This window comes from Sphingomonas sp. OK281 (assembly GCF_900115295.1).
GTDB lineage: Bacteria > Pseudomonadota > Alphaproteobacteria > Sphingomonadales > Sphingomonadaceae > Sphingomonas.
In genome coordinates this window covers 1-12,606 of record NZ_FOVZ01000010.1, presented here as the reverse complement: position 1 = coordinate 12,606, position 12,606 = coordinate 1, and the positions used below count along the sequence as shown (strand labels likewise).

Sequence of the window (12,606 nt, the reverse complement as noted above, 5' to 3'; positions counted from 1 at the left end):
TGACTAGATAAGGCAGCCTGTCGTTCCGCCCGGCTTTGGGTCGCCCCCTGTTCATCGTTCGAGCGACCTCCTTATCAGCCGACCAGCATGCACCTGACCTTACCTTCGTTCGTTTGTTGGGTCTCACGGGTTAGCCGAGGCAAAGCATGCGAACAGTATCGTTACCGGGCGGCGAACAAATACCTTCACTGGGTCAAGGCACTTGGATGATGGGGGAGCGATCCGATCGCCGGTCGGACGAGATCGCTGCGCTGTGTCTGGGCGTCGATCTCGGCATGACGTTGATCGACACGGCAGAGATGTATGGTGACGGCGCTGCGGAGGAGCTGGTCGGCGAAGCGTTGAGGGACGTTCGCGACAAGCTCTTCCTCGTCAGCAAGGCCTATCCCCAAAACGCGTCCCATGCTCGCCTGCATGCCGCCTGCGAGGCAAGCTTGAAGCGGCTCGGCACCGACAGGCTCGATCTCTACCTGCTTCACTGGCGCGGATCGGTGCCGCTCGGCGAAACGGTCGAGGCGATGGAGGCGCTGCGAACGGCCGGCAAGATCCGCAATGGGGCGTCAGCAATCTCGATACGAGCGACATGGAGGAACTGCTCGCGGCTGGCGGTGACGGCTGCGCGACCAACCAGATCCTCTATAATCTTTCCCGCCGCGGGCCCGAGCATGATCTGCTGCCGTGGCTGGAAACTCGCGGCATTCCGGCCATGGCGTATAGCCCGGTGGAACAGGGCCGCCTTCTCGGCGACCAGACCCTTCGTAGGATCGCTGAGACGGTCGGCGCTACGCCCGCACAGGTCGCTCTCGCCTGGACGCTACGGCGGGGCAACGTGATTGCCATACCCAAGGCGGGCAGCGTCGCACACGTCCGCGAAAACCGTGCTGCTGTCGACCTTATACTGTCCGACGACGACACCGCCGCGCTCGACGCCGCCTTCCCCGCCCCGCGGAGCCGCCGCCCACTCGAGATGCTGTGACCGACATGGCCCTGTTCTTCACCGCCGACACCCATTTCGGCGATCACCGGACGCTCAACATTCATCGCCGCCCTTTCGCAACGGTCGGCGAGATGGACGAGGCGCTCGTCACGAGTTGGAACGCGGTCATCGGCTCCGAAGACGTCGTGTGGCATCTAGGAGACGTAGCACGGCGACCGAGCGACGTGGCGGCATTGCTCTCTCGCCTCAACGGCACCAAGCACCTGATCCGTGGCAACAACGATCCCATTGCGACCGGCGAGGCGGAAGGTTGGGCCAGCGTCGGCGATTATGCCGAACTGACGGAGGGCGAACATTTACTGATCCTCTGCCATTATCCGTTCAGGAGCTGGAATGGCCAGAATCGCCGCACGATCAACCTGCACGGCCACAGTCACGGCAAGCTGAAACCCATGCTCCGCCAGTATGACGTGGGCGTCGATGCCAGGGACTTCCGACCAGTCCGACTGGCCGAACTACTCGTAAGCAAGTTTGCCCCTTTGCTCCCCCCGAGCCATGAGGCCGCATGATCGTGAACGAAGCCTACTGGATTCATATGGCGACGAGCGCCGTCGAGGTCGTAGGCACGGCCATCATCGTCGTGGGGGCGTTCGGAACGCTGGGATCCTTCCTAATCGGGATGGTTAAAGGCACGGCAGACCGGACTACGCTGGTTGCCGACTTCCGGTCGGGTCTCGGCCGGTCGATCCTACTTGGCCTGGAATTCCTGGTGGCCGCTGACATCATCAACACGGTGGCGGTCGAGCCAACGATCGAGAGCCTTCTGGTGCTCGCCGGCATCGTCCTCATCAGGACTTTCCTGAGCTTTTCCCTTGAAGTCGAGATCGACGGGCGTTGGCCTTGGCAGAAGAGACGATCGAACGAGGAAACTTAATGTCTGGAACGCTGACGCGGGCTGATATTCCTCAAATTAGTACTGGCGGCCCAGTTGCGGACACTTAGCCGACTTTGCACATCCCCCACTTGTGGACGTTCGTTAATGTGTGCGCAGTTACGCAAAATACCTCTGCAGACGTACAGCTGCTCCACCGTTTTCTTCGAGCATTTCGCAAACTTGCCACAAAGCCTGCCCCTCTCGCCAAGGCTTTACGTTACCAAGCCATTGCAATCGATATCGTTGCCAACGGCACGATAGACGCAGTCGTGCCGCCGGGAGCGTCGAGCCGTCTAAGCTGACGGTCACGAAAGAGAGCAAGGATTTCGCCCTGCAACGACGCCTTCGCGCCAGCGATCGTGAACGGCTGGGCAACGCTCACCCCGCCGCTGCCATAAACCCTGTCTCCGCTATCCGCTGCATAGAAGCTGCGCCAACCGGCACCGACCGAAACCGGTACCGTGAGCGTCGGGCCGTCCTCCGCGCGCGTGAGCGGAAATGCGGGGGCTATACCGACGATCGTGTAGAAGCCCCCCTGCCCCTTCGTCCGCGTCGTCGCGGCAAAGCGGGGCGCAAGGAATCCCACTACATCTTTGCCGGTGTACAGGAACGTCAGGCTGGCTTCATGGGTCGTGCTCGCCACGCCGTTGGGACTTGCCTTGATGGCATAGGCTGCGGCGGCCGACAGCCCATCGACCGGTCGCCATGCCAGACCGACGATCGTGTTGCTTTCGTACCAACCGCGCGGTCGGGATCTTTCATCGGGGCGGGGCGCGTGAAAGCCGTTTGAGCTTTGCCCTACCAAGAACAGCGTTCCCTGCCCGTCCGCACTGCGCTTCAGCATTGCAGCGCCACCAACTGAGACATGGACCGGAACTCGGTCGAGACCGGCGTCATCGTCGTCATACGCACCTCGTGCGTAATCGCCGTTGCGGACGTCGAACGAGACGATCGGATGAACGCTACCACCGCCGACATCGACCTCAGATAACGTCGCATCCTCGGTGTTGATGAACGGCACGGTCTGCGCCGACGCAAGTGAGGCAGCGATGCACGCGAACGTCGCTGCGACAAACGCCAAGGCTGGTATGGTCACGAGGTGCGTCGCACCATCCACACCGTATCCCCGGCATCGTCGACAACGAAGATCGCGCCGTCGTCGCGCGTCTGCACGCTCACCGGTCGACCATAGACTTCATTAGTCTTCTCGTCTGCAACGAACCCGGTCAGAAACGGCTGCGGCGCGGCCGTCGGCCTTCCGTTTGCAAATGGTACCGCGAGCACGTCATACCCGATGAACGCAGACCTGTTCCACGAGCCATGCCTCGCGACATACGCAATCTGTTGCGCGGCCGGAGTTCCCTGTGCGAACGCCACGCCCAGCGCCGCGGCATGGGGACCAACGGCAACATCAGGCATCAACGTCGTCGCCAGCAGTTCGCGTTTGTCGTTTGCATGACGCGGATCCTGCTTGCCGTAATAGCTGTAGGGCCATCCGTAGAAACCACCATCGCGCACACCGACGAGATAATCCGGCGCAATATCGTCGCCGAGCTGATCGCGTTCGTTGACGGCCGCCCACAGCACGTTCGATCCCGGCGCCCACGCCATACCGACCGGGTTGCGAAGCCCGGATGCATAAAGACGCTCCCGTCCGGTACGAAGATCGACCGCGAGAATTGCCGCCCTGCGTGTTTCCTCGCCCATGCCATGCTCACCGACATTGGACGCCGAGCCAACCGACACGTACAACGTTCGCCCGTCCGGACTGAGCAACAGGTTGCGCGTCCAGTGGTTATTGTAGCCACCCGCGGGCAGCGACACGAGCGGCTGCGACGTTGCGGTTACGCGCGTCTGGCCGGGCGTGAACGGGACGCTGACGACGCCGTCGGTATTGGCGACATACAGGCGACCGTTGGCGTACTGCATGCCGAACGGCTGGTTGAGCCCCTCCATCAGTACGAAACGCTGTTCGGCAACGCCGTTCCGGTTCGCGTCGCGTAGCAAAGTGATACGGTTGGCGCTTAAGCCCGTCGTTTTTGACAGGGCTTGGCCCCGCTGAACGTCCGGCTCGGCGTCCAGCTTCGGCTTCGTACGAGCCTCTGCGACAAGCACGTCGCCATTGGGTAGCAGCAGCGCCTGGCGAGGATAGTCTAGTCCGCCCGCGAATTTGACGACCTCAAAACCTTGCGGCGCCTTTGGCTTACGTCCCTCGGGCCAGCCGATCGTCTTGGGATGGTTGACCACGGACGCAGTCGCATAAGGCTCTGCTTGCGCCTTCAGGCCTACCACTGCCGGTGTTTGCTGTGCGACGGCACCGCTTGTCAGGCTTAAAAGGCTGACGGCTGCGAGAATCGTTTTCATAATGTCTCCCGGATTATGATCGATAAAGTAACCCCCTGACAGTCAAGGATATCCGTGAGGCGGACGACCAAGCGAATTAATTAGGCACCGAGCGACCGGCCTTCGGCGCAACGTCCCATGGCCGGGGAACTGCTTGAAGCACATAAAAATGACAAAAGCTTCACGTTTACCGTGGCACGAAAAGGCTGCCGCGCGTTGTCGCCGTTCCTCTGCGAACGGGATATCATGCCGAAAACACTCACTATTATCGGCATGGGCGCCTGCGGTGTTGCCGCATTCGCCGAAGCTGTAACGCGGCTTAGCTACGATCCGGGCGAAGGTTGGATGATCCACCTGATCGAACGTGACGAAGAGCTTGCGCGGGGATTGGCGTTCGGCACGGAGCAACCCGGGCATCTCCTGAACACGGAATCCCGCCTCATGGGGCTCTACGACCGCGAGCCGGGCGATTTCCGAACCTGGCTGGAAGCGCGGCGCGCGGCATCCGGCTCCCCGATCGATCCCGATTGCGTCGAATACCCGCAGCGCCGCGAATACCGCGTCTACATGCAAGAGGTTCTCGACCGTGCGCTTGTTCAGGCACGGACCACCGGGATCGATGTCCACGTCCACCGCGAAGAAGCTATCGCCATCGAGGGCGATCATGCCGCGGCGACGGTTCGGCTCGCCAACGGGTCGACGATCGGGACGGACGTCGTCCTGTTGACGATCGGCACGCCCGATCCGGATCGGTTCGGCGATCTAAACGGTATGTCCGGCTATTTCGACTCGCCCTATCCCGCCCACCGCATGACCGAAGGGATCGAGCGAGATCAGTCCGTCGTCATCCTCGGCAGCGGCCTCAGCGCGATCGACGCAGTGATGACACTGCTCGACGATGGGCATCGCGGACACATCCACCTGATATCGAAGGAGGGGATGCTTCCGCGCGTCGAAATCCCGGCGCCCGAGACAGGCTATGACCGTCAGCACCTTACACTCGGAAACGTCCATCGGCTGATCCGCGAGCGGGGCAGCGCCTTCTCGGTGGTCGACCTGTTCCGCCTCTTTCGTCTTGACGCCGAGACTGCTGCCGGACGCGCGATCGACTGGCAGGCGGAGGACCGCTACGACGGTGACGCCGAGGCCGCCTTGCTGCACGACATTGCCGCAGCGGAAGCCGCAGACGAACCGTTCCAGCGCATCCTCACCGCCGCGCGGCATGATTCAACGGCGATCTGGAATCTGTTGCGACCGGCCGACCAGAAACGATTCGGGCGCTGGCTGGCGCCGCATTTCGCCGCGGCGCGCTTCGTCACGCCGATGGCGAACGCACGGCGATTGGCGGATGCGATGACGCGCGGACTGCTCAACGTACGCGGGCGGATCGACGAGACCGTTGCCTACGAGAGCGGTACGGGCTTCACTGTCCGGTTCGAGAATGGCGACACGCTCGACACACCGATCGTCGTCAACGCCACGGGCCAGGCCACCGCGCTGGATGAGATGAATGAGACGCTGATCAAGGACCTGCTCGCGAAGGACTGGCTGCAACCGCATCCGGTCGGCGGGGCCATCGCGCACCGGGCGACATGTCGGATCATATCGGCCACGCGCGACGCACCTCGGTTGTACGCGCTCGGCCAATTGCTGAACGGCGAGTTGCGCGACACCAACGCGGTCTGGTTCAACGTCGAATGCGCCGGTCGTGCGGTCGACGATATCCTGCGCCAGCAATGAGCGCGCTCGGTAATATTGCCGCGGCGCTGCTGCCGCTCTACGGCGTGATCCTGCTGGCTTGGGCCATCGGCTCACGCGTGCCCTGGGCAGCGAAGCTGTGTTCAAAGGTGCTCGTCTTCGGCCTCATCCCCTTGCTCGTCATCGACAAGGTGCTCGGCGCGGAACCACGACAGCTGTGGGTGATCCCGCCGCTGATGTTCGTCGTCTCGGCCCTGATGAGCATCCCCGCATACCGGTTGGCCAAGCGGCTCGGCGACGACTTCGACCCCAAACTGCTGTCGGCGTCCTTCTCGTTCTTCAACGTTGCGTTCTTCGGCGTGCCCGTCGGCCAGGCGTTGTTCGGCGAGGTCGGCGTATCGACGGTGATCTGCGCGTATATCGGCAGCGCGCTGTACGGCAACACGATCGGGTATTTCCTCATTGCCCGTACCAAGGAGGGTACGCGCACCGCCGCAACCAAGGCGTTGCGGGTGCCGCTCGTCTATGTCGTCATCGGCTCGATCCTGGCGAAATGGAGCGGTGTGAGGATGCCCGAAGCGGCCGCGCCGATCGTTTCGATCGCTGGCACGCTGGTGTCGGTCCTGGGCATGGCGGTGATCGGCCTCAACCTTGCCGAAACCGGCCGTGAGGACTGGCGGCCAAAGCTGATGACGCGCATCCTCGCGGTCAGGCAGGTCGCCGGGATGATACTGCTCGGCGCGGCGCTGGCACTCGAAGCGGCATTCGTCGGCGTGCTAAGCCCTCGCGACCGTGTGATCGTCGGGCTCGTCGCGCTGTTCCCGATCGCGAGCAACGTGACCCTGTTCGCGACCCTCCTTGACACGAACCGCAAGGCGGCCGCGATCCTCGTCGCGCTGTCTAGCGCCGTATCCCTCGTCTTCGTTCTGCTGGTCGTGGGCGTGTTTCACTCGGTCATGCCGACAAGTTAGTCTCGGTTCCTTGGGCAGCCCGGCTCTCAGCCGATGGCAGCGCCGCAAAACGCTGCCATCGACACGGCGAATCAACAGGCGGTCATGACCGACAGCAGGTCATCCACGTCTCCGACGGCGAACGCGGAGAACTCGTCGCCGATCGCATAGGGAAGCAGGATGCGACGGTCCTGGATCAGCGCACCGCGGCTATAGGTCACGTTCGGCACATAGCCCCCGCGTTGCTCCGCGCTCGGGAACAGCAACGGCGACGCGGTGCGTGCCAGCACCTTTGACGGATCCTCCTTGTCGAGCAGGCAGGCGCCGACGCAATATCCCCGCACCATACCGACACCGTGCGTAAAGACGAGCCAACCCTCGTCTATCTCGATCGGCGAGCCGCAATTGCCCAGTTGCACGAACTCCCACGGATATTTCGGCGCCATGATCGGCGCTCCGGTTTCCCACGTGTAGAGATCGTCCGATCGCAGCAACCAGATGTTCTCGCTGTCCTGCCGCCCCAGCATCACGAACTGATTACCGATCCGCCGCGGGAAGAGCGCCATACCCTTATAGCCCGTCATGGCTCCGGTGAGCGGCCTCATCTCGACACGGCGCAGGTCGACCCCACGCAAAATCTCCTGGCACGCGTCTTTGCCGTCGAACGCGGTGTACGTGCCGATGATGCTGCGAACGCCGTCATGATCGGTGAAGTTGACGAGGCGAAGATCCTCGATGCCTTGGCGCTGGCTAGGCAGCACGGGGAAGATGACGGTTTCGGACGCGTCCTGGCTGTCCTCGCATAGCAGCCGGACCCAACCATCATCCTGGCGTTCGATGCGCGGCGGCACGCCGTGGGCGCTTGGCGGATCGATCACGAGGCGGTCGCCCGGCCCCCATTCACCGGTGCGAAACGTGATCGACGAGATATGCCCCTCGCCGATCCCGCGCAACGACATGACGAAGCGGACAGCACCGGGCACGCTCGGCTCTTCGTCCGTCAGAGAGACGATGCTGGGATTGAACAACGCTGCGGACTCGAACGCATATTCCTGACTGAAATACGCGCCAATCAGGAGGCGCTCGCCGTTGGTGAAATCACGATCGCCCAAATCCTGTCGCATCTCGTCGAAGCGCCGCAACAGCACCTGCTCGACGTTGCGATGACGCTCGCGCATCGGCGTCAGCAACAAGTCGAGCATGCTCGCCCGCATCGTGTCGTCCAGCGCCAGAATGCGGTCTACGACCACCTGGCTGCGTGGCGGGTGGGCCGCCTCGAAAGCCTGAGGATAGCCGAAGCTGAACGGCCTGATCACGGTGCGCGACGGATCGGGTTTCAGTTCAACATCGAGCGTCGCAAAGACTTCGGCAGCGTTCATCGGCGTCGGGCCTTTCAGTTAGCGCGAGAGAACGCTCGCCACAGACTGGTAACGATACCGAACCGGCCACGATCCACACTCGCCGGAAAACTCCGGCGGCAATGATTGATCGCCTTCCCCGGTAGGCAGCAGCAGACGTTCGCTAAAAGATGCCACGATGCCCGAAGTTCGACGATGGCCGCCACGGCAAGGACCCACAGCCAGACGTTGGCGCGCCCTTTCCCGCTCCCTAACTTCGGGCGCCCGTTCATCATCTCGACGTGACAGATTTTCTGCTACAAATTTTATTGGTGCGCGCCCGACTCATTTGCCGTTCCTGGAAGCGTCGCACCGTGGCGACACATCAGCGAAAATGTCGTTTGCGGCACGTCTGCCCGACGAACGGATCGTCGACGATGTTGCGGCAGCGCTAACCGAGCTTCTCATGGCGTAACAGCCGGATATTTTCTTCGGGCCACTGTGCCTCGCGCAACCATGTCGACCTTCACGTCGTTCTGGTGGCGATCCGGTGGTCCTCTGCTGATCATACCGTATTGCTCTGGGAAGACTGGCCTTATGCCGATCGCAAAGACCTCGTGGCCACGACGCCCGCGGTCGTTGAACACCTTACTCCCGAAATGCGGGCACGGCGGATTGCTGCATCCGCGGAATATGAGTCGCAACTCGTTTTCCAGTTTGGCAGTGCCGAGGCAAGATTGAACGAACCGAACGGATCACCGAGGAACGATTCTACCCGCTTCACGCGCTCTGATCGACCTGCCACCGCGGCCTCGCATCTCCCAACCTAAGCAGAGCCATCACCATGACCGAAGTTTCTGTCGTCACCCTGGGCAAGGGACGTCCAGACCATCTCGTCAATGTCGTCCGTGGGCTGATGCGCCAGACGCTGATGCCGAGCGAACTGATCATCGCGGTGATGCAGGACGACCTGTACGACCTTCCCGAGGCGCCGTTCCCCATCCGCCAGATGCAGGTCGTCGCCGACGCCCTTCCGCTCGCCTCCGCACGTAACGTCGCGGCCCGCGCGGCGACCGGCGACGTAGTCGTATTTCTCGACATGGACTGTATCCCGACGCCCACGCTGGTCGCCGACTATGCCGGGTTTCTCGACACGTTCGACGGGCTACTGATGGGCGAGGTCCTGTACCTGCCGGGCGGCGCGACCGATGGCGACTGGCAGTATGACCGGTTCGCCGAGATCGCGGTGAAGCACTCGGACCGTCGCGGTCCGCCGCCCCGGGGTATCGAGATCTGCACAGATTATCGCTGTTTCTGGTCGCTGAACTTCGCGTTGCGAAGGACAACTTTCCTTGATCTCGGCGGCTTCGACGAGCGCTATGTCGGCTATGGCGGCGAGGATACCGATTTCGGCAAGGCGCTCGACGAGGCCGGCGTGCAGATCGCTTGGATCAAGGGCGGTCTCGCCTATCACCAATATCATCCGCACCACATGCCGCCGGTGCATCACTTGGACAGCGTCGTGCGCAATGCCGAGCTGTTCGAGACCAAATGGGGCTATCGGACGATGGGCCATTGGCTTCAGGCCTTTCGCCTGATGGGCCTGATCGACCCCACCCCGGGTCGGCCGATCCGCATCCTGCGCCGCCCTGACGCCGCCGATCTCGCTCTGACCGGGCAGCAGAGCCATCAGCCCTATGCCAATACCGCAACCGTCATTCGCCTGCTCGAAGACCGGCTGGCCGAAAGCGAGAGAGCCGCGGCGGCCGAATGAGGATCGCGGTCCTCTGCCATGTCCGCCAGCCGATCGCCCAACCCTTTGCTGGCGGGATGGAATCGCAATGCTGGCATCTGGCAGCGGGTTTCCAGGCGCGCGGCCACGACGTCGTGCTCTTCGCCTCGGGGGACAGCGATCCGCGGTTCACGATCGATGCCGTGATCACGGAGCATTACGAACGCACCTTCCCAGGCGCCGAGCACCGCGGCTTCGCGCCGCTGATCGCGCATCTCGACGACGGCTATGTCGCTGCCTGCGACCGGATCGCCGCCGGGGGCTTCGACGTGGTGCACAATAACAGCCTGCACCGCTTCCCGCTTGAGCCGGCGCGGACCGCTGCGGTCCCGACCGTCACGTCGCTGCACGTCCCGCCCTATGACGCGCTGCGCTGGTTCGTACACGCCAGTGTCGCGCCGACCCACCGCCTGACGGCCACCTCGGCACACCAACTTGCCGCGTGGTGGCCGGATGGCCCGCCACGCGAAGCCTCGGTCCTCCCCAACGGCATCGATCTCGTCGCATGGCCGTTCGTCGCCCAGGGCAATGGCAGCGCGGTCTGGTGTGGAAGGATGACGCCGGACAAGGCACCCCATCTCGCAGCGCAGGCGGCGCGGATGGCCGGTGTCCCGCTCACGCTGTTTGGACCGATCGAGGATCGCGACTATTGGGACATCGACGTGGCGCCGCTGCTGAACGGCAGCATTCGATATGGCGGGCATCTGAACGCATCGGCGCTGGCATCGGAAATGGGCCGGGCTTCGGTATTCGTGTTCACGCCGTGCTGGGACGAACCCTTCGGCTTGGTCGCGGTCGAGGCGATGGCGTGCGGCCTGCCAGTGGCGGCGTTCGACCGCGGCGCGCTGCGAGAAGTCATCGGCGAGACAGGGTGTTTCGCACCGCCCGGAGATGTTCCGGCACTCGCCGACGCGATCACGGCAGCAATCCGACGCCCCCGCGCCGCGCAACGCGATCGAGTCGAGACGGCCTTCACCCGTGATCGATGGCTCGATCGGTGCGAGGGCCTTTACCGTGACGTGGTCGGTTGCCAACAAGGACAGCGCGCATAATGACCAGCGACCATCTGGGAGAGCAACGCGCACTGCTTACCGCATTATACCGGACGCATGTCGCGTCTGGTTCGCGCTATGCGCTGGTCGACTTTCCGGATCATGCGAACGTCGGCGACAGCGCGATCTGGCTCGGCGAACTCGCCATGCTGCGGGAGATAACGGGGCGCGATCCGTGTTACGTTTCGACCTGGCACGATTTCGATCTCGATGCGTTTCGCGACGCCTGCCCAGACGGGATCCTGTTTCTGCATGGCGGCGGAAACCTTGGCGACATCTGGCCACATCACCAGCGGTTTCGCGAGGACATCCTGGCAAGCGTCCGCGATCGACCGGTCGTGCAGCTACCGCAGTCGATCCTTTTTCGCGAACCGTCGGAGGTCGATCGGTTCGCCGCGCTCGTCGCCGACCATCCGGACTTCGTCCTGTACGTTCGCGATACCCGCAGTCTCGACTTCGCACGCGAGCATCTGGCCTGCCCGTCGCACCTCGCCCCGGACTCGGCGTATGCGCTCGGCGAGCAGTCGCGCGACGCGGCCCAGTGCGACGTACTGATGCTGATGCGCACCGACGACGAACGGCAAGGCTATGCGCTTCCGTCGGCCGATCTGGCGACCGTCGTCGATTGGCTTGAGGATGACGCCGACCTACCGACCGGGGTCGACGCCACGGCACGCGAAGCTCAAGCCGTCGCCCGCGTCGACCGTGGGCTGCGGTTGCTCGCACAAGGCCGGGTTGTCGTGACGGACCGGCTCCACGGCCACATCCTCGCCGACCTGCTCCGTATTCCGCACGTCGTTCTCGACAACGACTACGGCAAGATCGCCGCATATCTCGACGCTAGGCCCGCCCCGGACGCGATCGTGACGAGAGCCTCGACGATCGAACGCGCCATGGTTCTTGCCAAACAGCGCGTCGGCTCGCGGTGACTGCCACCATCGACGTCAGCCTGCTCGTCTGCACGCGCAATCGCGCTAGCTCGCTGGCGGCAACGCTAGAGTCCGTGGAGCGGGCGGCAGCGTATGTCGAGAACACTACCGTGGAAATCGTCCTAGTCGACAATGGCTCGGTCGACAGCACGCCGCAGCAACTGGAGGAATGGCGCGCGCAGCAAACTTTCCCGGTCCACCTCGTCCACGATCCGCAGCCCGGGCTTGCCCGCGCGCGCAACACCGGGCTTGTGCACTGCACTGGGCGGATCATCGCGATGACGGACGACGATTGTGTCCTGCATCAAGACTATTTCGCCGCCGTCCGTGCCGCGTTCGAACGGGCCAGCGAGCCGGCTATCGTCGGCGGTCGCATCCTGCTCGGCAACCCGGCCGATCTCCCCGTCACGATTAAGCTCGAAGACTTTCCCATGGTCGCACCGTCGCACGGGTTTCCTGGCGGGTTCATCATGGGGGCAAATCTGGCGTTCACTGCTGATGTCCTGCGGTTGACGGGATTCTTCGACGAACGGTTCGGAGCCGGCGCGCCCTTCGTGTCCGCGGAGGATACGGATTTCCTGTTTCGTGCAGCGGGCCTCGACGTTGCGGTGCTCTATGACCCGCTGATGGTCGT

General features: G+C 63.2%; 11 protein-coding genes and 1 pseudogene. 9 read left to right on the top strand and 3 right to left on the bottom strand.

The window, feature by feature from the left end:
* Positions 1-146 precede the first annotated feature (146 nt).
* From BM244_RS21320 to BM244_RS21310, 3 genes and pseudogenes are all read left to right on the top strand, one after another.
* A pseudogene (locus BM244_RS21320) lies at positions 147-976 on the top strand (aldo/keto reductase).
* A gap of 5 nt (positions 977-981) precedes the next feature.
* Complete coding sequence (locus BM244_RS21315; RefSeq protein ID WP_093400983.1) at positions 982-1,506, top strand: metallophosphoesterase family protein; 525 nt, start codon at positions 982-984, stop codon at positions 1,504-1,506.
* Positions 1,503-1,871, top strand: coding sequence for a DUF1622 domain-containing protein (locus BM244_RS21310; RefSeq protein ID WP_093400932.1), 369 nt, complete (start codon positions 1,503-1,505; stop codon positions 1,869-1,871). Before BM244_RS21315 ends, BM244_RS21310 begins: the two co-directional genes overlap by 4 nt.
* A gap of 217 nt (positions 1,872-2,088) precedes the next feature.
* Here BM244_RS21310 and BM244_RS21305 read toward each other — a convergent pair whose 3' ends face one another.
* Positions 2,089-2,952 carry a hypothetical protein gene (locus BM244_RS21305; RefSeq protein ID WP_175518357.1) on the bottom strand — a complete coding sequence of 288 codons (864 nt, stop codon included), beginning with the start codon at positions 2,950-2,952 and terminating at the stop codon, positions 2,089-2,091.
* Between the two features lie 11 nt (positions 2,953-2,963).
* Positions 2,964-4,235, bottom strand: a complete 1,272-nt coding sequence (locus BM244_RS21300; protein WP_093400930.1) for a PQQ-dependent sugar dehydrogenase — start codon at positions 4,233-4,235, stop codon at positions 2,964-2,966.
* A 225-nt stretch (positions 4,236-4,460) separates the two neighbouring features.
* Here BM244_RS21300 and BM244_RS21295 point away from each other — a divergent pair, with 225 nt between their 5' ends.
* Positions 4,461-5,954, top strand: coding sequence for an FAD/NAD(P)-binding protein (locus BM244_RS21295; protein WP_175518356.1), 1,494 nt, complete (start codon positions 4,461-4,463; stop codon positions 5,952-5,954).
* On the top strand, positions 5,951-6,883 hold the full coding sequence (locus BM244_RS21290; RefSeq protein ID WP_093400928.1) for an AEC family transporter: 933 nt from the start codon (positions 5,951-5,953) through the stop codon (positions 6,881-6,883). Before BM244_RS21295 ends, BM244_RS21290 begins: the two co-directional genes overlap by 4 nt.
* Before the next feature lie 71 nt (positions 6,884-6,954).
* Here the strand turns inward: BM244_RS21290 and BM244_RS21285 are convergent, their stop codons facing one another.
* A complete protein-coding gene (locus tag BM244_RS21285; protein ID WP_093400927.1) occupies positions 6,955-8,241 on the bottom strand; it encodes a glycoside hydrolase family 130 protein in 1,287 nt (428 codons plus the stop codon).
* Between the two features lie 802 nt (positions 8,242-9,043).
* Between BM244_RS21285 and BM244_RS21280 the strand changes: the two genes are divergently transcribed.
* From BM244_RS21280 to BM244_RS21265, 4 genes are all read left to right on the top strand, one after another.
* Entirely contained in the window at positions 9,044-9,973 is a 930-nt protein-coding gene (locus BM244_RS21280; protein ID WP_093400926.1) for a galactosyltransferase-related protein, read from the top strand.
* Entirely contained in the window at positions 9,970-11,043 is a 1,074-nt protein-coding gene (locus BM244_RS21275; RefSeq protein WP_093400925.1) for a glycosyltransferase, read from the top strand. The genes BM244_RS21280 and BM244_RS21275 overlap by 4 nt, the downstream gene beginning before the upstream one ends.
* Complete coding sequence (locus tag BM244_RS21270; protein WP_093400924.1) at positions 11,043-11,972, top strand: polysaccharide pyruvyl transferase family protein; 930 nt, start codon at positions 11,043-11,045, stop codon at positions 11,970-11,972. The genes BM244_RS21275 and BM244_RS21270 overlap by 1 nt, the downstream gene beginning before the upstream one ends.
* On the top strand, positions 11,969-12,606 hold a 638-nt coding region (locus tag BM244_RS21265; protein ID WP_254784735.1), incomplete at its 3' end, for a glycosyltransferase family 2 protein. The genes BM244_RS21270 and BM244_RS21265, both read left to right, overlap by 4 nt.

Coding starts and splice junctions, on each gene's coding strand:
- BM244_RS21270 (WP_093400924.1), top strand. CDS start 11,043: ATGACCAGCGACCATCTGGGAGAGCAACGCGCACTGCTTACCGCATTA.
- BM244_RS21315 (WP_093400983.1), top strand. CDS start 982: ATGGCCCTGTTCTTCACCGCCGACACCCATTTCGGCGATCACCGGACG.
- BM244_RS21300 (WP_093400930.1), bottom strand. CDS start 4,235: ATGAAAACGATTCTCGCAGCCGTCAGCCTTTTAAGCCTGACAAGCGGT.
- BM244_RS21310 (WP_093400932.1), top strand. CDS start 1,503: ATGATCGTGAACGAAGCCTACTGGATTCATATGGCGACGAGCGCCGTC.
- BM244_RS21290 (WP_093400928.1), top strand. CDS start 5,951: ATGAGCGCGCTCGGTAATATTGCCGCGGCGCTGCTGCCGCTCTACGGC.
- BM244_RS21280 (WP_093400926.1), top strand. CDS start 9,044: ATGACCGAAGTTTCTGTCGTCACCCTGGGCAAGGGACGTCCAGACCAT.
- BM244_RS21285 (WP_093400927.1), bottom strand. CDS start 8,241: ATGAACGCTGCCGAAGTCTTTGCGACGCTCGATGTTGAACTGAAACCC.
- BM244_RS21275 (WP_093400925.1), top strand. CDS start 9,970: ATGAGGATCGCGGTCCTCTGCCATGTCCGCCAGCCGATCGCCCAACCC.
- BM244_RS21295 (WP_175518356.1), top strand. CDS start 4,461: ATGCCGAAAACACTCACTATTATCGGCATGGGCGCCTGCGGTGTTGCC.